Origin of the sequence: Mesorhizobium sp. M00.F.Ca.ET.216.01.1.1, assembly GCF_004010325.2 — a bacterium.
Classification (GTDB): Bacteria; Pseudomonadota; Alphaproteobacteria; order Rhizobiales; family Rhizobiaceae; genus Mesorhizobium.
Map to the genome: position 1 here is coordinate 18,117 of NZ_SADR02000017.1, position 21,974 is coordinate 40,090.

Annotated in this window: 23 protein-coding genes; 11 read left to right on the forward strand and 12 right to left on the reverse strand. The window is 62.8% G+C overall.

Annotation, left to right across the window (positions count from 1 at the left end; all coding sequences use genetic code 11):
• Positions 1 to 37: 37 nt before the first annotated feature.
• Entirely contained in the window at positions 38 to 1,060 is a 1,023-nt protein-coding gene (locus tag EN859_RS21305) for an NAD(P)-dependent alcohol dehydrogenase (RefSeq protein ID WP_127854723.1), read from the forward strand.
• Between the two features lie 12 nt (positions 1,061 to 1,072).
• Here the strand turns inward: EN859_RS21305 and EN859_RS21310 are convergent, their stop codons facing one another.
• The 4 genes from EN859_RS21310 to EN859_RS21325 form a co-directional block, all read right to left on the reverse strand.
• Complete coding sequence (locus EN859_RS21310; RefSeq protein WP_127854724.1) at positions 1,073 to 1,780, reverse strand: LssY C-terminal domain-containing protein; 708 nt, start codon at positions 1,778 to 1,780, stop codon at positions 1,073 to 1,075.
• A gap of 70 nt (positions 1,781 to 1,850) precedes the next feature.
• Positions 1,851 to 2,663 carry an extensin family protein gene (locus EN859_RS21315; protein WP_127854725.1) on the reverse strand — a complete coding sequence of 271 codons (813 nt, stop codon included), beginning with the start codon at positions 2,661 to 2,663 and terminating at the stop codon, positions 1,851 to 1,853.
• A 103-nt stretch (positions 2,664 to 2,766) separates the two neighbouring features.
• Entirely contained in the window at positions 2,767 to 3,693 is a 927-nt protein-coding gene (locus tag EN859_RS21320; protein ID WP_127854726.1) for an extensin family protein, read from the reverse strand.
• 76 nt (positions 3,694 to 3,769) lie between these two features.
• Positions 3,770 to 4,192 (reverse strand): DUF3775 domain-containing protein, encoded by a 423-nt coding sequence (locus tag EN859_RS21325; RefSeq protein WP_127854727.1) that lies wholly within the window; start codon positions 4,190 to 4,192, stop codon positions 3,770 to 3,772.
• A gap of 206 nt (positions 4,193 to 4,398) precedes the next feature.
• On the opposite strand from EN859_RS21325, the gene EN859_RS21330 reads away from it, so the two are divergent.
• Together EN859_RS21330 and greA are read left to right on the forward strand one after the other, a co-directional pair.
• A complete protein-coding gene (locus EN859_RS21330) occupies positions 4,399 to 4,929 on the forward strand; it encodes a tetratricopeptide repeat protein (protein ID WP_127854728.1) in 531 nt (176 codons plus the stop codon).
• A gap of 272 nt (positions 4,930 to 5,201) precedes the next feature.
• Entirely contained in the window at positions 5,202 to 5,678 is a 477-nt protein-coding gene (greA, locus tag EN859_RS21335) for a transcription elongation factor GreA (RefSeq protein WP_189502140.1), read from the forward strand.
• 139 nt (positions 5,679 to 5,817) lie between these two features.
• Here the strand turns inward: greA and waaC are convergent, their stop codons facing one another.
• From waaC to rfaD, 3 genes are read right to left on the reverse strand one after another with little or no spacing between them, the layout of a single operon-like run.
• Positions 5,818 to 6,792 (reverse strand): lipopolysaccharide heptosyltransferase I, encoded by a 975-nt coding sequence (gene waaC / locus EN859_RS21340; RefSeq protein ID WP_127854729.1) that lies wholly within the window; start codon positions 6,790 to 6,792, stop codon positions 5,818 to 5,820.
• A complete protein-coding gene (waaF, locus tag EN859_RS21345; RefSeq protein WP_127854730.1) occupies positions 6,789 to 7,796 on the reverse strand; it encodes a lipopolysaccharide heptosyltransferase II in 1,008 nt (335 codons plus the stop codon). Before waaF ends, waaC begins: the two co-directional genes overlap by 4 nt.
• Entirely contained in the window at positions 7,769 to 8,719 is a 951-nt protein-coding gene (rfaD, locus tag EN859_RS21350) for an ADP-glyceromanno-heptose 6-epimerase (protein WP_127854731.1), read from the reverse strand. Before rfaD ends, waaF begins: the two co-directional genes overlap by 28 nt.
• Before the next feature lie 166 nt (positions 8,720 to 8,885).
• Between rfaD and EN859_RS21355 the strand changes: the two genes are divergently transcribed.
• The 4 genes from EN859_RS21355 to EN859_RS21370 all read left to right on the forward strand — a co-directional run bounded on the left by EN859_RS21355 (position 8,886) and on the right by EN859_RS21370 (position 12,374).
• Complete coding sequence (locus EN859_RS21355) at positions 8,886 to 9,521, forward strand: LysE family translocator (RefSeq protein ID WP_127854732.1); 636 nt, start codon at positions 8,886 to 8,888, stop codon at positions 9,519 to 9,521.
• A gap of 151 nt (positions 9,522 to 9,672) precedes the next feature.
• On the forward strand, positions 9,673 to 11,157 hold the full coding sequence (gene rfaE1, locus EN859_RS21360; RefSeq protein WP_127854733.1) for a D-glycero-beta-D-manno-heptose-7-phosphate kinase: 1,485 nt from the start codon (positions 9,673 to 9,675) through the stop codon (positions 11,155 to 11,157).
• A 7-nt stretch (positions 11,158 to 11,164) separates the two neighbouring features.
• On the forward strand, positions 11,165 to 11,737 hold the full coding sequence (locus EN859_RS21365; protein WP_127854734.1) for an SIS domain-containing protein: 573 nt from the start codon (positions 11,165 to 11,167) through the stop codon (positions 11,735 to 11,737).
• Positions 11,730 to 12,374 carry an HAD family hydrolase gene (locus EN859_RS21370; RefSeq protein ID WP_127854735.1) on the forward strand — a complete coding sequence of 215 codons (645 nt, stop codon included), beginning with the start codon at positions 11,730 to 11,732 and terminating at the stop codon, positions 12,372 to 12,374. The genes EN859_RS21365 and EN859_RS21370 overlap by 8 nt, the downstream gene beginning before the upstream one ends.
• Here EN859_RS21370 and EN859_RS21375 read toward each other — a convergent pair.
• Positions 12,371 to 12,844, reverse strand: coding sequence for an Lrp/AsnC family transcriptional regulator (locus EN859_RS21375; protein WP_127854736.1), 474 nt, complete (start codon positions 12,842 to 12,844; stop codon positions 12,371 to 12,373). The genes EN859_RS21370 and EN859_RS21375 overlap by 4 nt on opposite strands.
• Before the next feature lie 250 nt (positions 12,845 to 13,094).
• Between EN859_RS21375 and trxB the strand changes: the two genes are divergently transcribed.
• Positions 13,095 to 14,069 (forward strand): thioredoxin-disulfide reductase, encoded by a 975-nt coding sequence (gene trxB / locus EN859_RS21380; RefSeq protein WP_127854737.1) that lies wholly within the window; start codon positions 13,095 to 13,097, stop codon positions 14,067 to 14,069.
• Positions 14,070 to 14,141: 72 nt separating this feature from the next.
• Positions 14,142 to 15,038 carry a LysR family transcriptional regulator gene (locus tag EN859_RS21385; protein ID WP_127854738.1) on the forward strand — a complete coding sequence of 299 codons (897 nt, stop codon included), beginning with the start codon at positions 14,142 to 14,144 and terminating at the stop codon, positions 15,036 to 15,038.
• 23 nt (positions 15,039 to 15,061) lie between these two features.
• Here the strand turns inward: EN859_RS21385 and EN859_RS21390 are convergent, their stop codons facing one another.
• The 3 genes from EN859_RS21390 to EN859_RS21400 form a co-directional block, all read right to left on the reverse strand.
• A complete protein-coding gene (locus tag EN859_RS21390) occupies positions 15,062 to 15,559 on the reverse strand; it encodes an isoprenylcysteine carboxylmethyltransferase family protein (protein ID WP_127854739.1) in 498 nt (165 codons plus the stop codon).
• Between the two features lie 694 nt (positions 15,560 to 16,253).
• On the reverse strand, positions 16,254 to 18,305 hold the full coding sequence (locus tag EN859_RS21395; RefSeq protein WP_127854740.1) for an elongation factor G: 2,052 nt from the start codon (positions 18,303 to 18,305) through the stop codon (positions 16,254 to 16,256).
• Between the two features lie 217 nt (positions 18,306 to 18,522).
• A complete protein-coding gene (locus tag EN859_RS21400; protein ID WP_127854741.1) occupies positions 18,523 to 19,389 on the reverse strand; it encodes an alpha/beta hydrolase in 867 nt (288 codons plus the stop codon).
• A 163-nt stretch (positions 19,390 to 19,552) separates the two neighbouring features.
• Here EN859_RS21400 and EN859_RS21405 point away from each other — a divergent pair, with 163 nt between their 5' ends.
• Together EN859_RS21405 and EN859_RS21410 are read left to right on the forward strand one after the other, a co-directional pair.
• Positions 19,553 to 20,110 (forward strand): isoprenylcysteine carboxylmethyltransferase family protein, encoded by a 558-nt coding sequence (locus EN859_RS21405; protein WP_127854742.1) that lies wholly within the window; start codon positions 19,553 to 19,555, stop codon positions 20,108 to 20,110.
• A 53-nt stretch (positions 20,111 to 20,163) separates the two neighbouring features.
• Positions 20,164 to 20,559: a cupin domain-containing protein gene (locus EN859_RS21410; RefSeq protein WP_127854743.1), complete on the forward strand. Its 396-nt coding sequence runs from the start codon at positions 20,164 to 20,166 to the stop codon at positions 20,557 to 20,559.
• Between the two features lie 67 nt (positions 20,560 to 20,626).
• Here the strand turns inward: EN859_RS21410 and EN859_RS21415 are convergent, their stop codons facing one another.
• Complete coding sequence (locus tag EN859_RS21415) at positions 20,627 to 21,829, reverse strand: pyridoxal phosphate-dependent aminotransferase (RefSeq protein ID WP_127854744.1); 1,203 nt, start codon at positions 21,827 to 21,829, stop codon at positions 20,627 to 20,629.
• Positions 21,830 to 21,974 lie beyond the last annotated feature (145 nt).

A 21,974-nucleotide genomic window follows, 5' to 3' on the forward strand; every position in this document is an offset into this window, starting at 1 on the left:
TCTCGCGTGGTCACCAATCACGGAGCGCGGACCGAAAATGAGCACCAAAATCAACAAATCCTGGCAGATGAACGGTTTCGGCCTGTCAAAGCTGAGACCGGCGCAAGGCAAGGTTCCCGAGCCCGGCCCGCATGACCTTCTGGTGCGCATCAAAGCCGTGTCGTTGAACTACAAGGACAGGCTAATCGTGGACGGCATGCTGATCCCGGACCTTGTCTTTCCCTTCGTGCCGACATCCGACGCGGTGGGCGAGGTGGCGGCCGTCGGAAGCGCGGTCAAGCACTTCAAGGTCGGGCAGCGTGTGCTCGGCCAAGTGATTGCCGATTGGCCCGACGGCGATGCGCCGCCGGTGTTGCACAAGCATACGCTGGGTTCCTCGTTGCCCGGCACGTTGTCCGACTATGTGATCTTTCATGAAGACGCCGCCGTGACAGCTCCACCGTCTCTCGACGATGCCGAGGCGTCGACGCTGCCGATCGCGGCGCTGACGGCGTGGTTTGCGCTGGTTGAAGCGGCAAAGCCGATCCCGGGCGAGACCGTCCTCATCCAGGGCACCGGCGGCGTGTCGCTGTTTGCACTGCAGTTCGCGGCCGCCTTCGGCCTGCGCGCCATCGTCACCTCGAGCAGTGACGAGAAGCTCAAGCGGGCAAAGGAGCTCGGCGCCTGGCAGGTGATCAACTATCGCACCCACCCGGCATGGGACGAGGCCGCGCGCGACCTGACGGATGGCACCGGCGTCAAGCACGTGCTGGAAATGGTCGGCGGCGACAATGCGCGGCGCTCGCTTAATGCACTGGCCGGCGACGGCCGCCTGTCGATCATCGGCCTTTTGGGCAGCATGGAGCTCAATTTTCCGATCTTGCCATTCATGCGCAACCGGATTGTCGTGCAAGGCATATCGATTGGTCACCGCCGCGCCTTCGAGCGAATGAACCAGGCGATCGAGACACTCGCGATCAAGCCAGTGATCGACACGGTCTATGACTTCGACGAGGTGCCGCGGGCATTCGAACATTTGGAGACGGGGCCGTTCGGCAAGATCGTGATCGCCGTCGCCTGATGCCGGCGGGCGCTACGGCAACTGCCGCAGCACGCCGACCACGGCCTTGCCGTCGGTGAAATAGGGATCGCCGCCGCCGTTGCGCCCACTCCGGGTTGCGCCGACGCCGGCGATTTCGTCGGTCGAGATCAACATGCCGGCAGCGGAAAGATCGTGGATCAGAAAGTCGCGCTCGGCGTCGATGTCTGGGCCGATGTGGTGGGTGATGGCGCCGGTGTCGTGACTGAGGCCGACGCCGCGATCGAAACTTGCGGATCCAAGCCACAGCGGCCGGCCGTCGTCGCCGGCGGCATCGGTCTGCCAGAAGCGAGCGTGATGACGCCGGTCGGCGCTTTCGCCAACCGGTTTTTCGAAGGCCAGGTCCTGCGCGCGGCCTTCGAACAGAAGCCGGCTGACCGGCGCGTCGGGATAGGGGCGGCCGAACAGCACGCTTTCGCCAATCTCGATCGCGGTCTTCAGCGTGACGGTGTCGGCAGTATCCCATCCGGCGACGGCGAAGGCGTGGACAAGTTCCTTTTCGGTGCCGACAAGGCCGACATTGATAGGGTCGCCCGGGATTCCTTGCGGCGTGTGCGTCACCATCTCGAAGCGCTGCGTGCGAAAGCCGCGATCGCGAAACGTCCAGAATTCGGGCGCGGCAAAATAGGCCAGTGCCAGATAGCCGGCGCAGAATGCCAGCAGCCAGGTCGCTGCGCGTCGTCGAAGGCTGCGTCGGCCCATGAGGTGCCCCCGCGTCGGGCATTACCTTAATCGGCGACGCGGGCCTTGGGCAGAGGGCATCCGCCTGCGATCAGCGGCAGGCGCGGTAGCCGTTCTTGCGGTTCTTGATGTCGAAATGGAAATGGTTGCGGTGGTCGTAATTGTAGCCGGGGCCGAGCACGGTGGTGAAATACTGGCAGCCGTCGGCGCGCACATTGTTGAGGAAGCCGCGCGTGCGGAAGGCGAACAGGCCGGGCTTGCGAACGTCGATGTCGTCGCCATTGTTGAGCTCGATGCTCATAACGTCGAGCGCATTGCCCTTGCCGTGCTCCGACAGCACGCCTTCGCCGGCGATGTTGCGGCAGGAATAACTCGAGCCCTGGTGGATGGTCCTGACCCCCGAGAAATAACGCCAGCGGGCGGACGGGACGAGTTCGTTCCTGGTCCAGCCGGCGAAGGTGGCGGCCATGTCGCAGGTCACTGTCGCCGCCGGCTTCATCTCGACGCTGCCGATGGCCGAGACCTTGACCGGATAGTCGATGCCGCACTGGCCTTCATGGATCGGCGCAAGATCGGTGTAGACGACGCCGAGGCGTTTCAACTCCTGGCGGCAGTCGACCTCGCTGGCCGGCATCTGTTCCGTCGGCGCCATCGGCTCGTCCATGCGCGGATAGGCGGCGGTCATGTAAGGGTTGGAGGGAACGAGGGTCTGCATGCCGGAATATCTTGGAACCGCGGCGGTCTGGCTGCCGACATCGACGGCGGGTTGCAGCGAAAACACGTCGCCGGTGGTGCAGGCAGAGATCGTTGCGACGGCAAGCAAGCTCGCAAGCCCGCCTGCGGTCGTACGCGCGCGTCTCGATCGCCGCGCGGCGACCAGCGCAGCGCGAAATATCCCGGCCATCGGCAGGTTCCCTGTCCCTAGATAGGACGGAATCTAATCCTGAAGAGTAAAGGAAAAATCAGCGCCGGCATTCACGCCTGAGGCCGAATTGCGGCATGAATGATCACTGACAGAACGTGCCGCCGTTGCGGCGCGGTTCGAGGTCGAGGTGGAAATGCAGCGAATGGTCGGAATCGCTGCCCGGTCCGAGCACGGTTTTGAACGGTCCGCAGGCTGCCTCGCGCAGCGCGTTCAGGAATTTCGCGTCCTTTTCCGGCGGCGCCGGCCCGACATCGATCTTTCGTCCGTCCGACAGTGTGAAGCCGGCAATGTCGAGTGCGTTGCCGAAGGCGTGCTCCGAGAGCTTTCCTCCGCCGTTGCGCGGCCGGCAGACGAAGGTCGATGCCTGGGTGACCGACTTCAGCTCCGCGCCGAAGTCGGCCTTGGCCGCGGGCTGGATGACATTGGCGGTGAAGCGCGCGGCCGCCTCGGCCATCTGGCAGTTCAGCTCGGCTCCAGGGCCGATGTCGACGGATTTGCCGAGCGTCTTCAGCGCGATCGGGTAGGGGATGGAGCAGCCGATCTGCGCATCGTGCTCGGCCTTGCGTTCCTCGAAATCGACGCCCATCGACTTCAGCCGCCTGCGGCAAGCAAGTTCTTCTTCGGGCATTTCCTTCGCAGGAATGGAAGCCGAGCGGGGATCCGGGAGTATTTTCTTCGCCTGCGGCTCCTCCGGCTTCTCCGGCGGTTTTGGCGCTGTTGCCGGCGGCTCGGTCTGCGCCGGCTTTTCAGGGGGCATTGGGGCCGTCGCCGGTGACTCCGGTCGCTCTGCCTTGGGCCGGTCAGTCCCCGGGGCGTCGGCGGGGCGCGGTTCCGGAACCGGGACATCCGCAAGCGAGGGGGGCGAAGATGTCGTTTTTCGGTTGAATTCGGGAACCGGAGCCGTTTGCGGCAGACTGGGGGACTTGGCCCAGGTGGAGACCACCGTCAGTGAGATCGCAGCGGCAACCAATCCCAATCTACGCATTTTGGAGAAGGTCAGCGCCGCCATTGCCCTCTAACGGTGTGGGTATGCAGAAGTTGCCTTGGAAAGCGCGGTCGTCCGATCACGATCGGTAACCGCTGTGTCATGCGCCGATCGCTTCCAGCCCTTCCTCGAGCCAGTCGGCAAGGAGCGGCATGCCGAGCAGATATTTCGCCGTGTGCTTGTTGGCGCGCTCGCGCGCGGCTGCCAGCGCATCGGCCCATTCCGATGCGTCATAATCACCCCGACCAATCCAGGCGAGCGCAACCAGCTCGGCGGCTTCATCGACATTGAGGTCGTTGATCAGTTCGCGCAGTTCTTCCTCGGTGAGATCTTCCGAGCTTTCCTCGGCGAGGCCGTCATGGTGGTGATTGTCGTGCGCCTCGCCGTCGAGCTCTATCTCGTGCTCGGCGCCATCGGCATAGTCTTCGTTGACGGCGGCGCTGAGCGCCTTCGCCTTGAGGATGAACAGGCGCACGGTGTCGGGACCGATCGAAAGCTCCCATTCCCTTTCACGGCGCTGCACTGGTGTTCTCCGCGTACTCCGTTTTGCCCGATGATAGCGAATTTGCAGCGCTCGTCACGTCACACGTTCGGCGTGTCGCCGCCTGGCAAATTACCGGCGGTCACTGCCCAATGGCCGGAAATGGTTTTGACGCCGCTGCCTTCTTCGGGATGAAACGGCTTTCGCGCGGCGTTAGTGTTGCATTGTCACACTCCAAGGAGGGTTCGATGCGCAGACGATTGCTGATCCAGGTCATGGCTGTTGCCGCCCTGCCGCTGTTTGCGGCACCGGTGTTTGCAGCCGGTGGCGGCGGCGGTAATGAGACCACCACACAGTGCAAGAAGGGCTATGTCTACGACAAGAAGCTGAAGAAATGCGTCCTTCCCAAGGAAGGCATGCTCGACGACGACAGCATCTATGATGCGGGTCACGCACTGGCGATGGCCGGGCGCTATGACGAGGCGATCGCCGTGCTCAGCCTTGCCGCCAACAAGCAGGATCCGCGCATCCTCAACTATCTCGGCTATTCGCATCGCCATTCAGGCCGCGTCACGGTCGGCCTTGGCTACTATGAGGAAGCGCTGCGCATCGATCCGAACTATACGCTGGTGCGCGAGTATCTCGGCGAGGCACATCTGCAGATCGGCGACCTCGCCGGCGCCCGGCAACAGCTTAGCGAAATCGAAAAGCGCACCGGCAAGGGTTCCCGCGAATACGGCATGCTGGCGGAGCAGATCGATCATTTCATGAGGAGCTGATTCGCTGCCAAAGGCTCCAAACGGCCGGCTGCGAGCGATCGCAGCCGGTTTTTTTGCTGCAGCTTACCCACTTGCCCCAACGGCAACTGTGCATCAGCGGATGAATTTTTAAAAACCGACTTTTTAGGCGTGAAAAACGCGCGAAGATTGCTATATTCGGGGAAATTGCGGTGAAACGGTTCCGTTGGCCCAGGCTGCCGGACCGTTTTCTTTTTGCACCCATCGACAAGGCCATCCCCGAAACGCGGGGATGGCGGCAGGAAAGGTCAGGCATGATGAACATGGTCCCGATGACAGGCGAGGGGTTCGCGTCATTGAAGGAAGAACTGCGCTGGCGCCAGCAGGAAGAGCGGCCGCGCATCATCGAGGCGATCTCGGAAGCGCGCTCGCATGGCGACCTCTCGGAAAATGCCGAATACCACGCGGCGAAAGAGGCGCAGAGCCTCAATGAGGGCCGTGTCAACGAGCTCGAGGACCTGATCGCGCGGGCCGAAGTGATCGACGTCACCAAGCTCAGCGGCGACAAGGTCAAGTTCGGCGCCACTGTGGTGCTGGTCGATGAGGACACGGAAGAGAAGAAGACCTACCAGATCGTCGGCGACCAGGAGGCCGATGTGAAGTCCGGCCGTATCTCGATCTCTTCGCCGATCGCGCGCGCGCTGATCGGCAAGGAAGTCGGCGACGCGATCGAGGTCAATGCACCCGGCGGAGCGCGGGGGTACGAGATCGTCCAGGTGCAGTTTATCTAGAACCTTTTTGGTAATTCTACTCCGGCGGCCGGCTAGCGCTGTTTTCTGCGCTTACGGTGCTCGCGTACTTTAAGTACGCTCCGCTCCAGTTCTCGAAAACCACGCCATCCGACTCGCCGGAGCGAATTCTTAAAAGGGCCTACGCCGGGGCTTGCGATTTGAGCGCCAGCAGCCTTTCGGCCTCCGCCATCACTTCAGCCGGCGTGACGCGGCCGCCGGGCACGGCCAGCAGCGTCGATGAGAACGGTCCGCGCGGCCCGGTCAGACCGGGTTCGGTCGCCAGAAAGATCGCCACTGTCGGCAGGCCGAAGGCGCTGGCGAGATGGGTGAGGCCGGTGTCGGCGCCGACGACCAGTACCGCGCGGCCGATGATCGCGGCGATCTCGGCAAGTGGCGATTTCGGCACCAGCACGGTCTGCGGAACGGCCTGCACGATCGCTTCGGCAACCGCCTTTTCCCTGTCGTTCGACCAGGTTGTAACCGGCGTCATTCCTCTCTTCATCAAAAGGCGAGCGGTTTCGATCCAGTCGCCGACCGGCCATTTCTTGTCCTCGCGGCTGGTGCCGTGCAGCAGGAAGGCGGTCTTTCCGCTGATCCCTGCCATACTGCCAGGCGGCGGTACAATACCGGACTGCAGCGTCGAAAAATCAGGCTCGTAGCCGAGCGCCAAGCCGAACAGCCGTCGCGTGCGTTCGATGGCGTGCAGGTCGCGCGGCACGGCGTAGCGGCGATCGTAGAACAAACTCGCCGAAGGTTCGCGCGCGCTCGAGCCGTCGAAGCCGGCGATCGGCGCTGCGGCCTGCTTGGCCACCAGAACCGATTTCAGCAACCCCTGTGCATCGATGACGAGGTCGTAGCGGCAATTGCGAAAGGCGCGGCGCAGGCCTGCCGCCTCACGCCATGTGTCGCCGTCAAGCAGCTGTTTGCGCCAGCGTCTTATGGCTACGGTATGGATCTCTCCGATCGCCGGATGCAAGGCAACGATGCCGGCAAAAGCCTCTTCCACACACCAGTCGAACGAGACATCCGGGCGGTTGCGGCGCGCATCCTCGACGGCCGGAAACGTGTGGATAACATCGCCCATCGAGGATGTCTTGACGATGAGTACCTTCATGCGGCGGCCGGGATTTCCAGCAGCCGGTCCGCGGCCGCCGCGACCTGTGCGACATCCAACGTCTTCAGGCAGTTGAGATGGCCGAGCGGGCAGATCTTCTTGTGGCAAGGCGAACAGGAGAGGCCAAGCCACACCAGTTCGCGGTGCTCGGCGAGCGGCGGAGTATTTTCAGGCGATGTCGAGCCGTAGACGGCAACGATCGGTGTGTCGACCGCCGCGGCGACATGCATCAGCCCGCTGTCGTTCGACACCGCCAGCCGGGCTGCCGCGATCAGGTCGATGGCGTCTTCCAGCCGCGTCTGGCCGGCCAGATCGACAACGCCAGGCGCAAGCGTGGCGATTTCCGCCGTCACCTCAGCATCGTTCTTCGATCCGAATAGCGCGATCTTGAGCCCTTTCGCCATCATCTCGCGAGCCAGGCCGGCATAGCCTTCGCTCGGCCAGCGTTTCGCCAGGCCGAACTCGGCGCCAGGCATCAACGCGACGAATTTTCCCGCCTTCAGCCCGAAGCGGTCGAGCAACGCCGCCTGGTTTCTTGTGTCGACGACGAGTTTTGGTGCGCGGAACGTGCCGCCGTTGGCGAGGCCAAAATAAGCCTGCGCCGTGCGCCGCTTTACCGCCTCGGGCAGCGGCACGATGTCGGTCAGCAGGCCATAGCGCATTTCCCTGAGATTGCCGACGCGGCGCGGAATTCCGGCAAAGAACGGGATCAACGCCGACTTCCAGCTTCCCGGCATGACATAGGCCATGTCGTAGCGGCCGCGCAGCAGGCGGCCGAAGCGCCGGCGGATGCGGAACTCGAGCGCTCCGGGCTTCAGCGGCAAGTCGATCTGCTGGCGTATCTCGGGCATGCGCTTGACCAGCGGTGCAGCCCAGGCCGGGGCCAGCACGTCGATTGCGGCGTTCGGATGAAGCTCCCTCAGCGCCGAGAACAGGCACTGCGCCATCACCATGTCGCCCACCCAGCGTGGGCCGATCACGAGGATCGTTGGGCTTTCAGCCATTCGACATAGTCTCTGACGCCGGTTTCCACAGCGCGAAATTGGCCATTGTAGCCGGCTGCGCGCAACCGCGACATATCAGCTTGCGTAAAACTCTGGTAGCTGCCCTTGAGGTGGTCGGGGAAATCGACGAATTCGATCTCGCCCTTGCCGAGCGTGCCGATCACCGTTTCAGCAATGGCGCGGAACGGCTGGGCCTTTCCGGTGCCGCAATTGAAGATGCCGCTTAGGCCGCGCCTCCACAGCCACAGATTGACGTCGGCGACGTCGCCGACATGGATGAAGTCGCGGCTCTGCTCGCCAGGACCGAAACCGTCATAGGCGCCGAACAGCTTCGGGTTCTCGCCGCGCTGGACCTGGTTGAACAAATGGAAGGCAACCGAGGCCATGGCGCCCTTGTGCGCCTCGCGCGGCCCATAGACGTTGAAGTAGCGCAGTCCGGCTACCGGCGAATGGTCGGTGTCGAAGACGGTGCGGCGAACGTAGTCATCGAACAGTTTCTTGGAATAGGCATAGACGTTAAGCGGCCGCTCGCATTGCGGCTCCTCGCGAAACTCGTCACCACCGCCATAGACAGAGGCCGAGGAGGCATAGAGGAACGGCACGCGCAGCGCCAGGCAAGCGTGCAGCAGCCGTTTCGAATAGGTGTAATTCACCTCCATCATGAACTTGCCGTTCCACTCGGTGGTGGTCGAGCAGGCGCCCTGGTGGAACACGGCCTCGATGCGGCCCAGGTCTCCCGCCTCGATGCGCGGGAGGAATTCGGCCCTGTCGAGGTAATCGGCGATCTGGAGATCGGCGAGGTTGGCGATCTTGTGACCGTCGGTAAGGTCATCGACGACAAGGATGTCGCTGACCCCTTCAGCGTTGAGCGCGGCGACGATGTTGGAGCCGATCATGCCGGCGCCGCCCGTGACGATGATCATGAAAGCCTCTGGTTTCGTTTGCCGATTCCGGCTCTTATAGGGGAGGCTGGCGGGGCTGTCGATAAAGCAGGCAGAAGCTGAAGATGCGGGCGTCACAGTGGCGCCGCAAAGCTCCCGCTTCAGTCGGCACGCTGCGATCGGCAGGGATCGCGACAGGAGCAAGCCAATGCCGTCGACGGAACTGCTTATCGCCTTTTTCGCCACCACGGCGATCTTCGCCTATATCCCCGGCCCGGCCATGCTTTATGCCGCCGCGCAAACCATGGCGCGCGGCCGCTGGTCCGGCCTGACAGCGGCATTGGGCATACATCTTGGCGGCTACGTGCATGTCATCGCCGCCGCTGCCGGGTTGTCCGTGCTTTTCCACGCCGTGCCGGCGCTCTACATGGCGGTCAAGCTGGTCGGTGCGCTCTATCTGATCTGGCTGGGCGTCTCGCTGTTGCGCGCCAAGGCGCAAGGCGAAGAAGCGGTCATGCCCGGCATTGAGCCGAAATCCGCGCACCGCGCCTTTTTCGAGAGCATCACCGTCGAGGTGCTCAATCCCAAGACGGCGATCTTCTTCATGGCGTTCCTGCCGCAGTTCATCGATGCGTCGGCGGCGTTTCCCGTCTGGCTCCAGTTCGTCGTTCTTGGAACCATCGTCAATCTGATGTTCTCCTCGGCGGATGTGGTGTGCGTGGTGTTGGCAGGTGCGGTGATCGCCAGGCTGCGGCGCTCAAGCCGCGCACAGCGCCTGATGCGGCGTGCGGGCGGCGCTGTGCTCGTCGGATTGGGCGTTCATGTCGCCTTGCAGAAAAGCTGATCGGTCAACCGGCGTTGGCCGTGACCGCTCGACGGCGGCCGTTGCGCTGGGCCGAATTGCGGTATATCGGCTTCGCCATGAGCGATCGGCCTTGCCAATCGAGCGTTACCAAGAGCACTGAGATCGGCTTTTCCCGCGCGTTGCCAATGACATGATCAAGCATCACCTGCCTTCTCCCGAACCCTTGCACCGCGTCATCTCGCGGTTCGGCAGCGTCACCGTGCTGGTGGTCGGCGACTTCATCCTCGACCGTTTCGTCAACGGGGTGATCGAGCGGATCTCGCCGGAAGCGCCAATCCCCGTGCTGCATGGGCGCGGCGAGATGCTGGCGATGGGCGGCGCCGGCAATGTCGTCTTCAACATCGTCTCGCTCGGCGCTGCCGCGGTACCGGTCTCGGTGATCGGTGCCGACCAGGCGGGCGAAAATCTCATGCGGATGCTCACTGAGCTTGGTGTCGATGCCAGCGGTATTGCAAAGGACCGTGAGCGCATGACTTCGTCGAAAAGCCGCTTCAGCGCCCTCAACCAGCAGGTGCTGCGCTTCGACGAGGAGGAAATCAAGCCGCTGGGCGACACGGAGCGGGCGACGCTGATCCGGCATTTTCGTGCAGCGCTTGCGGAGGCCGACATCGTCATCCTGTCCGATTACGGCAAGGGCATGCTGCTCGACGGCGTCGCCGGCGAGCTGATCTCGGTCTGCCGCGATGCGGGAAAGCCGGTGCTGGTCGATCCGAAAGGGAGCGACTATGCACGCTATGCCGGGGCGACGGCGATCACCCCAAACCGCAAGGAGCTCGGCCAGGCGGTCGGCCGTGCAGTGTTTGCCGACGAGGAGATCGTGGCGGCGGCACGCGAGTTGATCTCGGTGCACGGCTTCGATTTCGTCGTCGCGACGCGCAGCGAAAAAGGCATGAGCGTCGTCGGTCCGGACGACGCCTGGCATGTCGCCACGCAGGCGAGGGAAGTGTTCGACGTCTCGGGCGCCGGCGACACGGTGATCGCGACGTTTGCGCTGGCTCTGGCAGCGGGCGCCGACCGCGTCATGGCCGCCACCATCGCCAATGCTGCGGGCGGCGTGGTGGTGGGAAAGCGCGGCACCGCGCGGCTGACGGTCGAAGAACTCACCGGGGCGCTGTTTCGCTCGCATGGACCGATTGCCCACAGGGATGCGATCCTCGATGCCGCTGCCGCTGCGCGGCTGGTGGCGGCGTGGAAAGACGAAGGCTTGAGCGTCGGCTTCACCAACGGATGCTTCGACATCCTTCACGCCGGCCATGTCAGCCTTTTGCACGCGGCGCGCAGCCAGTGCGACCGGCTGGTGCTGGGCCTCAACAGCGATGCCTCGGTGCGCCGGCTGAAAGGGCCCGGGCGCCCGGTCAATGACGAGCATGACCGGGCCTGCGTGCTGGCAGCCCTTGCCTCGGTCGACGCGGTCGTCGTGTTCGACGAGGATACACCGCTTGCCCTGATCGAGGCGCTGTCGCCAGACATACTGGTCAAGGGCGCAGACTATACGGTCGACGAGGTGGTTGGCGCCGACGTAGTGCAGAAGGCAGGCGGGCGCGTGGTGCTGGTCGATCTCGTCGCCGGCAAGAGCACAACCGGTACGATCGGCAAACTGCGCGCGACCAACTGAGGGTTCCATGTCCGAACTGAACGACTATCTGGTCCGCTCAGCGGCCGCGATCACCGCGATGGTCGAGCGCGATCTCTCCGGCGAGATGGAGCGGGCTGTCACAGCCGTCGTCGCGGCGCTTTCGCAAGGCAAGGCGCTTCTGATCTGCGGCAATGGCGGGTCGGCCAGCGACGCGATCCACATCGCCGGGGAACTGGTCGGGCGCTTCCTGAAGGAGCGCAAGGCATACAATGTCATTGCCCTGCCGGCCAATGCGGCGGTGCTGACTGCCTGGGGCAATGATTACGGCTTCGACACGGTGTTTTCGCGCCAGGTCGAGGCGCATGGCTCGGCCGGCGCGGTGCTGCTCGCCATTTCGACCAGCGGCAATTCGCCGAGCATCCTCGCCGCCGCCGAACAGGCGCGCGCGATGGACATGACGGTGATCGGCTTGACCGGCGACACCGGCGGCAAGCTCAGGCCGCTATCGGACGTCCTGCTCAATGTGCCTTCGACCTCGACGCCGATCATCCAGCAGGGACATCTGTGCCTCTATCACCATCTGTGCGAGGTGGTCGAAGCGCGTCTCTGCAATGGCTGACAGGGTCGTGAACCCGTATCCGCTGGAAGAGCCGGGCCTGTGGGTGGAGCGCATCGGCACCAGGGTTTTTCCAGCCGGCTCACCGGCGCTGTTCCTCGACCGTGACGGCACCATCAATGTCGATACCGGTTATCCCAATGATCCGGCTGGTATCATGCTACGGGACGACATCGCGCCGGTAATCGAGGCCGCCAACCGGAACAATATCCCGGTTGTCATCGTCACCAACCAGTCGGGCATCGCGCGCGGCTATTTCGACTGGGGCGATTTCGCTGTGGTCAACGGCCGCGTGCTTGACCTGCTTCGCGAGAGAAACGGCTTCATCGATATGGTCGTCGCCTGCGCCTACCACGAAGCGGGCATCGGGCCGCTCGCGATCGCCGACCATCCGATGCGCAAGCCAAATCCAGGCATGCTGATCGAGGCGGCGAAGCGTCTCGGGCTCGATCTCAAGCGCTCGCTGATTGTCGGCGACAAGCCGGCGGACATGGAAGCGGGGCAGCGCGCCGGTCTGTCGCGCGGTTGGCTTGTCGATGGCGAGGCCTGCGATCAGCCGGAGTTCAAGGTTCTGCCGCTGAGCGATCGTAACGACCTGGATGGACTGCTGGCCGCAATTGAAGCGCTTACTACGAGTTAAGGGAACGCCACCAGGCCTTCATCCTTGACCTTGCGGATGGTCAGCGCGGTGCGCACCGTGTCGACATTCGGCGCCGAGGCTAGCTCTTCGATGACGAAGGTCTGGAAGGCGCCGAGATCGCTGGCAACGCAATGCAGCAGAAAATCGGATTCGCCCGACACCATCCAGGCATCGCGCACGATCGGCCAGCCACGCGTGCGCTCGGCGAAGGTCTTGAGTTCGGCGTCGGCCTGGTGATGCAGGCCGATAAGGCAGAAGGCGACGACGTCCATGCCAAGCGCCGGCGCATTGAGCAAGGCGCGGTAGCCGCGGATGATACCTGTCTCCTCCAGCCTCCTGACGCGGCGCAGGCATGGCGGCGCCGAAATGCCGACACGGCTCGACAGTTCGACATTGGTCATGCGGCCGTCGTCTTGAAGCTCGTGCAGGATCTTCCAGTCGATGGCATCGAGATCGGCCTTGAGTGGCATTGGCGGCTTTCGCAAGCGCAAGAATCTTTCGTGACCTTGTAATTAAACGACTTCGCTGTCCATTCCATCCCTTCGGCCGGAATTTTCGGAAAGGCTTCGAATATTCGTGGGTTTGACTCCTGCACCGAAGCTTTCCGGGGACGAACTGCAAGTCGTCTTGCTGGCGTCGCCTGCAACACCTAGATTAGCACCGAAAATCGACCTCTATGCCGGACGCTGATCTGCGTCCGGTTGTTGTGAAAGCGCCTCTATGACCGTCAAGCACGCGCCCGTTCTGATCATAGGCTCCGGCCCTGCCGGCTACACCGCGGCGATCTATGCCGCCCGCGCCATGCTGAAGCCGATGCTGGTCGCCGGCCTGCAGCAGGGCGGTCAGCTGATGATCACCACCGATGTCGAAAATTACCCGGGCTTTGGTGATCCGATCCAGGGCCCGTGGCTGATGGGCGAAATGCTCAAGCAGGCCGAGCACGTCGGCACCGACATCATCAGCGACATCATCACCGAGGTCGACCTCAACGTGCGCCCGTTCCGCGCCAAGGGTGATTCCGGCACCACCTACACTGCCGACACCTTGATCATCGCCACCGGCGCGCAGGCGAAGTGGCTGGGCATTCCGACCGAGCAGACCTTCATGGGCTTCGGTGTGTCGGCCTGCGCCACCTGTGATGGCTTCTTCTACCGCGGCAAGGATGTCGCGGTGATCGGCGGCGGCAATTCCGCGGTGGAGGAGGCGCTCTATCTCTCCAACCTGGCCAAGAGCGTGACTGTCATTCACCGGCGCAGCGACTTCCGCGCCGAGCGCATCCTGCAAGAGCGGCTGTTCAAGAGGGATAATGTCCGCGTCATCTGGGATACCGTCGTCGACGAGATCACCGGCCGGCCCGGCAAGACGCCGTTGCCGCCCTCGGTCGAAGGGCTGAAGCTGCGCAACGCGGTGACCGGGCAGGAAAGCCATTTGAAGGTCGAAGGCGTGTTTGTGGCGATCGGCCATGCGCCGGCGGTCGAGCTGTTCGTCGGCAAGCTGAAGCAGAAGCCGAATGGCTATCTGTGGACGGCGCCGGATTCGACCCGCACCGACGTGCCGGGCGTGTTCGCCGCCGGCGACGTGACCGACGATATCTACCGCCAAGCGGTGACGGCGGCCGGGCTCGGCTGCATGGCCGCACTCGAAGCGGAAAAATACCTGGCCGGCATCGAGGTTCACCGCGAAGCGGCGGAGTAAGGAAGCGGCTGAGGAAAGCCGTTCAAAAGCCTGATTTTTCATTCAGACGCCAAAAACAGAACGAGGGGCATCATGGCGTTGGACTGGGACAAGCTACGCGTGTTCCACGCTGCGGCGGAAGCTGGGTCGTTCACCCATGCCGCCGAAACGCTGCATCTGTCGCAATCGGCGATCTCGCGGCAGGTCAGCGCGCTCGAACATGACGTCGGCGTGCCATTGTTCAACCGCCACGCCCGGGGGCTGGTGCTGACCGAGCAGGGCGAGATGCTGTTCCGCACGGCGCACGACGTGCTGATGAAGCTGGAGACGATCAAGTCACGGCTGACGGAGACCAAGGACCGGCCTTCCGGCGTACTCAGGGTGACCACCACGGTCGGTCTTGGAGCCGGCTGGCTGACCGAGCGCGTGCAGGAGTTCATCGAGCTCTACCCCGAGGTCAGCCTGCAGCTCATCCTGGCGAATGAGGAGCTCGACCTGACCATGCGCCAAGCGGACTGCGCGATCCGGCTGCGCCAGCCGCAGCAGCCGGATCTTATCCAGCGCCGTTTGTTCACCGTGCATTTCCATCTCTACGCGGCTCCGTCCTACGTCAACAAATACGGCAAGCCGGCTTCGATCGCCGAGCTGAAGAACCATCGCATCGTCACGTTCGGCGTGCCGGTGCCGGCGCATCTGTCGGAATTGAACTGGCTGGAAACGGTCGGCGATTTCGAAGGTGGACAAAGGGTACCGACGCTGCAGATCAACGACATATTGTCGATCAAGCGCGCAGTGCAAGGCGGCGCCGGCATCGCCATGCTGCCCGACTATGTGATCAGCAAGGACTCAGGCCTTGTGCAATTGCTGCCGGAGACCGAGGTGCCATCCTTCGACACGTACTTCGCCTATCCGGACGCGATGAAGAACCAGGCCAAGCTGCATGTCTTTCGCGATTTCATCATCGCCAAGGCGCGCAGTTGGTCGTTCTGAAGCTGCCTGCACCAAGGCGGACCCTAGCCCCGCCACGGGCTCAGGCGAGGCAGCCAGCCGGGAACGGCGCGGCGATAGGCTTCGTATTCGGCGCCATAGCGGCGGGCAAGCGTCGGCTCCTCGTAGAGCTTGACGAACGAAACCATCGCCGTGGCGGCGACGGCGACGTAGGTGACAAGGAGCCAGCTCGAAAACAGCAGCGCCTGGCCGAAGATGATCGACAGTACCGCCACATACATCGGGTTGCGCACGTGTCGGTAGATACCGCCGACCACCAGTCTTTCGGTCGGCGCCACCGGGGCTGGCGTGCCCAGACCCTCGAGGGCAAACCGGGCGAAGGAATGAAGCAGCAAGGCTGCTGCGGCAACGACAAGGACCGAGCCGGCCGCGACGAAGCCGGGCACTGTCGACAGCGGCAGACGGTAGCGACCCGTCAACAGCCAAGGCAGCAGTCCTGCGACGACGCCGGGCGCGGCGATGAAGAACAGCGCGCTGCCGGCGATCGCCGAAAATGTGCGCATTGAGGTCTCCTGCCATAAAAATAAACGCGTCCTGCCCGATTCCACGTCACTCGGCGTTTTTCCGCATTTTCGGAGCGGAATCGGCCTTGATTCGCCGTTTCGCAACGGCTTTGGCCCGGCCGCGCACTCTATTTGGACGATTTTTTCTGGTCTTATCAAACTCGACAATGGGTTAGACCACAGCCTGCGTCTTTTTGCATGCGTGTGTTGCAAAATAGATGCTTGTTTCTTGGGCATGATGAGCACATATGTAGTTCATCTCCTGGGCGCGTTCTCCTCCCATTAGCGCCCTCGAGTGTTCCCCTCTGGAGGTTAGCCCTAATCGGCACTTCCAATCAAACTCAGCCGGATCTTCATTGATCCGGCTTTTTTGTTGCCCGGACCCCGCCAGGAAAATCGACAACATTGCCGCGTAACAGTGACATGTAACCTCAGGTAACATGTCGCAGACGCACTCTATCGATTAAGTAGAGCATAGGACGCGGTGTGGTCGTCCGGGAGATGGGGGCATCACTCGGACGGCCCGGGCTCAGGCGGCTACCGCGTCCGGACCTTTGTTTCGTCGAACCCAACAGGGCTGGCGGAGACCATGCGGCGGACCTGCCGTCTCACCTCCCGCGAAGACGGTCCGCAATAGGACGGCGTCCGGATCATCCGGACGCCGTTTCCTTGTGTCGGCCCTCAAAGCCCGGATTCAGGCAGCCTTGTGATTGGCGTTCATTGCCTCGTCGGCGAGACGCCCGGTCAGCTCGGCCATGTGGTCGAAGGCGCAGCGATAAGTGGCCACGCCTGCGGTCGCCGAACGCAGCTCGATGATCAGGTCGCCGATCTCCGCCTGCGGCATTGTCGCCTCGACGACATCCCAGCCCGGCCAGCCGGGCCGCGCGTCATAACGGAGAATCTGGCCGCGCCGCTGCGGGATGAGGGCGATGATCTTCGAGGTCGCATCGGACGGCGTGACGATTTCGACCTTCATGATCGGCTCGAGCAGCACCGGCGAGCACGCGGCCATGCCCTCCTTCATCGCCAATTTCGCCGCCATCTGGAAGGCCATGTCCGACGAATCTACGCTATGGTAGGAGCCGTCGGACAGATTGACGGCGACATCGACCACCGGAAAGCCGAGCGGTCCCGACTTCAGATAGTCGCGCACGCCGGTTTCGACCGACTGGATATAGGTCTTCGGCACGACGCCGCCGGTGATGGTGTCGGTGAACTGGAAGCCGGAGCCGCGCGGCAGCGGCTTGATCTCGATCACTACGTCGCCGAACTGGCCATGGCCCCCCGACTGCTTCTTGTGGCGGCCGCGCTGCTGCACGGATTTGCGGATCGTCTCGCGGTAGGGCACGGCCGGAGCATGGCCCTCGACCGGGATCTGGTTCTTGCCTTCCAACCGCTCGCGCACGACGCGCAGATGCATTTCGCCATGGCCAGACAGCACGGTTTCGGCGGCATCCTGGTTGTGGTGCAAGTTGAGCGAGGGGTCTTCCTCGGCAAGGCGATGGATGGCCGCCGACATCTTGACCTCGTCCTTGCGTTCCTTCGGCCGCAGCGCGAAGGCGAAGACCGGCTGCGGCGGCGCCAGCGTAACCAGCGGCTTGATGCCGCCCTTGGCTGAACTCAGCGTCTGGCCGGTCTTGACGTTGTCGAGCTTGCCGAGCGCGACGGTGTCGCCGGCCCCGGCGGCGGTGAGCTTGGACTGGTCCTTGCCGAGCATCCTGTAGATGCCGGAGACTTTTGCTGTTTCGCCGTTCGAGAGGAAGAGCTCGGAGGCGTCGGCAAGCTGGCCGGACAGGATGCGCGAAACCGACAGCTTGCCGCCATGAGCCGTATGGATGGTCTTCATCACTTGAACCACGGTCGCATTGCCGTCAGGAGCGCCAAGCCGCTTGCGGGTCGCTTCGGCATCCGGTGCGTCGTGGCGGATCGTCTTCAGCAGGCGCAGCACGCCATTGCCCTTTTCGGCGGTGCCGATCAGCACCGGCGTCACTGTGCCGGCGCGCAGGTCGGCGGCGAGATCGTCGAAGATGGCGTCCTTCGGCGGTTCGATCTCCTCGAGCAATTGCTCCATCAACTGATCGTCATGGTCGGCCAGCGTCTCCAGCATCGAGAAGCGCGCTTCCAACTCGCGTGCCTTCTCGTCGTCCGGAATCTGGGCGACCTCGCTTTCGGCATATTCGCGATAGATGTAGGCGCGCTCCAGCGCCAGATCGATCGAGCCGATGACGACACCGTCCTTGCGCAGCGGAATCTGGCGCAGCAGCAACGGCACCGAGCTTGTCGGCTGCAGCATCTTCAGCGTGTCGCGCACGCCTGATATCGCCTTGTCGACCTTGTTGAGGAACAAAATACGCGGCACGCCGAGGTCATCGAGCTTGCGCATGATCAGCTGCAGGGCAGGAATCTTCTTTTCGTCGGCTTCGGCGACAACCACCGCGGCATCGCAGGCGGCGAGCACCGGCTCAGCCTCAAAGGAGAACTCGATGGAGCCGGGGCAGTCGACGAAGGTGAGCTGCTCGCCCATGAATTCGGTGGTGGCGAAGGTCGCCTCGACGCTCATGGCGTGGGCACGGGCCTCGGGAGAATGATCGGAAACGGTATTTCCCGACGAAACGGGATTCTGGCGGGGAATGGCGCCCGTACGGGCCAATATTGCTTCGAGAAGTGTCGTCTTACCGCTTGCGAAGGGACCGACTATGGCAATGCATTTCGGTCCCGTGCGTCGTCCTCCGGCGCGAGTACCCATGACTGACCTCCACTCAGGCGTTTCCCTGGGGGCGGCGGCCGGCCTGTCGACCGTCGCGGGCGGGGTTCTTTTCAATCGCCACCTGCCCGCAGACATCGTCCCACGGGTTAGCCGGGAGGGCAAGGGATTTGAAGATGGCCGACCTGGTGGGCGGCAGCATTCAAGAACGCGGCGACGGCGGCCCAGCCATTGAAGGCCAGAATCCTCTTGAAACGGCTCAGCTGGCCCGGGTTTGGCGCCGCGCCAGCGTGGTTGCTTTCGCACTCTGTATTGCTACCGTTTCGGCAAAGCGCGACAGCAGCGGGTTGAACAGGTCCGGACGCTCCCAGAAGGGAGCGTGCCCGGTATCGGGGACGACATGGCAATGTTCCCACAGGGAACCGTAGGCCAGCGTTTCAAAATAGCTGAGCCGGACAAACGGATCGTTTTCGCCGTTGACGATCGCGACCGGAAATGTGGCTTGTTCGACCACCTGCTTCTGGTCAGCGCCTTTGCCACTGATCAGGCTGCGCGTTACCGCAGCGCGCAGCCTGCCGTCTGTGCGCAATATGGCGCGGCGGAAAGATGGATCGGCGGTATCGCCGAAGCAGAGTGTTTCAAAACGCTCGGCATCGCGCTCCGAATACACCCGTTTGGAAGCGAGCAGCATATCCCAATGGGCATGGAAGCCGCGCAACATGCCGAATGGGCCCTTCGATACGGGTGGGGCGCCGGTCAGCATCAACCCGTTGACCGCCCGGTGGAAGCTTGCGAGCTCGATTGCAACGTGCCCGCCAAGCGACCAGCCGAAGATGATGGCGTGGCCGATCTCCAAAAGGTCGAGTACATGGGCCGCACATTGAGCAAGGCCGGCGACCGTATAGGCCGTCGTCGGATCGTGGGCGTCCGAGGATTGACCATGGCCGGGAAGATCGAAGGCGATCAACCGATGGGCATCGGCGAGAGGGCTTTCGAATTGCCGGGCGAATACAGCGCGCGAACTGCCCGAGCCATGGATCATCACGATGGGGATGCCGGACCCCGACGACTGGCTGAGGCGCAAGTCCGCTTGCGGCGTGCGGATCGTACGGTCAAAAACACTCATTCGGGTTGGACCTTCAGATTGCCTGACGGCCAGCATCGCATCCCAGGGTCTATATGTTCTTTAGATGTGTGATGTTCTTTGGATGTGTGGTTAAAAAAGGATTTCTCTGTGACGACCGAATATGATGAAACGAATCCATGACAGCGAATTCGGAGTCTTGCTAATGGAACGTGGGCTCGATCTTCTCGTCTCGATCAGCAGCATCGCAACGCTTGGCCAGTATGTCTGGTCGATGCGAGCTCATTTCCAATCGCCGACCATGCCTTCGGGCGCGATGGTGATTTCGGCGGTCGTGATCGGCACGGCGCTGTTCTTTCTCGCGATACTGTGGATTGGAGGGCAGCCGGTATCGGCGAAGATCTGCGGGCTCGCCATTGAATTGGCAAGCTCGGCGCTGTTCTGGTGGGCGATTGCCACGTCGCGCAAGGCGCGGCTGCGCTTCGCATTCGATTCCGACAATCCCCACAGTCTGGTAACCGACGGCCCCTACGGCTACATCCGCCATCCGTTCTACGCCTCATACATCATCTTCTGGATCGGATGGGGCCTGGCAACCTGGTCGATCTGGGCGGTGGTACCTGTTGCCGGGATAATCGCGATCTACGTGATCGCCGCACTGGACGAAGAGAAGAAATTTTCGCGCACGACGCTAGCCAGTGCCTATGAGGTCTATCGCGAACGAACCGGCCGGTTCTGGCCGCGGCTATTGCGGTGGATTTGAGGCTGGCGGTTTTCATGCCGATCGGTTCGCCACCAGATTGAGGATTGCCGAAGATGAAAATCATTACCTGCGGCAGCGTCCCGACCATCATCGCGCCGGAAAAATACTTCACCGGCCGGGTATTCCAGACGCCGATCATCGAGAAGGAAGCGCCAGCGCGGCTCAGGGCCACCATGGTCAGTTTCGAGCCGGGCGCGCGCACCAACTGGCACACCCATCCGCTTGGCCAGACGCTCTATGTCACGTCCGGCGCCGGCCGCGCTCAGACGTGGGGTGGGCCGATACAGGAGATCAAGGCCGGCGACGTCATCTCGTTTGCGCCTAATGAAAAGCACTGGCACGGCGCCGGGCCGAAATCGGCGATGACGCATATCGCCATGCAGGAAGCGCTCGACGGCTCGCATGCCGACTGGCTGGAGCAAGTGACCGACGAACAATATGGCGGCTGAGACTTCTTGAGCCGATACGAAAAACCCGGCCTCGCGGCCGGGTTTTTCATGCCGACGACGCGGCTGATCAATTCAGCGAGGCGGTGAAGCGCTGGATGCGTGTGCAGGCCTCTTCGAGCAATGCTTCCGACGTAGCGTAGGAGATGCGGAAGTTCGGGCCAAGGCCGAAGGCCGAACCGAACACGACAGCCACACCTTCGGTTTCGAGCAGTTCGGTGCAGAAGGTCTCGTCGCTGTCGATGACGTTGCCGGCTTTCGTCTTCTTGCCTATCAACTGGGCGCAGGAAGGATAGACGTAGAAGGCGCCTTCTGGCGAAGGGCAAGAAATGCCGCGTGCCTGATTGAGCATCGACACGACGAGATCGCGCCGGCCCTGGAAGATCACCTTGTTTTTCAGGATGAAATCCTGCGGACCGTTCAGCGCTTCGACCGATGCCCACTGGGCGATGGTACAGGCGCCGGAGGTCTGCTGGCCCTGTATCATGTCCATCGCCTTGATCAGCGGCACCGGCCCGGCCGCATAGCCGATGCGCCAGCCGGTCATGGCATAGGCCTTCGACACGCCGTTCATGGTCAGCGTGCGCTCATACAGCTTTGGCTCGACCTCGGCGATGGTCTTGAAGACGAAGTCGCCATAGATCAGGTGCTCGTACATGTCGTCGGTCAGCACCCAGACATGGGGATGCCGCAAAAGCACGTCGGCCAACGCCCTGAGTTCCGCTTCGGTGTAGGCGGCGCCCGACGGGTTCGACGGCGAGTTCATCAACAGCCATTTGGTGCGCGGCGTGATCGCCTTTTCGAGCGCTGCCGCCGTCAACTTCAAGCCGTTGTCGATGGAGGTATCGGCAAAGGTCGAGGTGCCGCCACAGATCGCCACCATTTCGGGATAGCTGACCCAGTAGGGCCGCGGAATGATCACCTCATCGCCGGGGTTCAGCGTTGCCATGAAGGCGTTGAACAGGATCTGCTTGCCGCCGGTGCCGACGATGGTCTGCTCCGGCCGGTAGTCGAGATTGTTCTCGCGCTTGAACTTGTTGGCGATCGCCTCGCGCAGCGGCACGATGCCGGAAACCGGCGGATACTTTGTCTCGCCGCGGCGGATCGCCTCGATCGCCGCGTTCTTGATGTTGTCGGGCGTGTCGAAATCGGGCTCGCCAGCACCAAGGCCAATCACGTCGCGGCCGGCGTTTTTCAGCTCGCGCGCTTTCTGCGTCACCGCGATGGTCGCGGAAGGCTTCACGCGGGAAAGGGCGTCGGCAAGAAAGGCCATGACCAGATTTCTCCAAAGAAGGTCAGCGCTGGCCGAGGGCGGCCGCGGCGCCTCTCATGTCGCATCATCTCACCAAGCGCAAGCATTGTTGGATGAGCCAGACCTCAATTCCTCGGCAACATCAAATCCCCGGCAACAATAAATT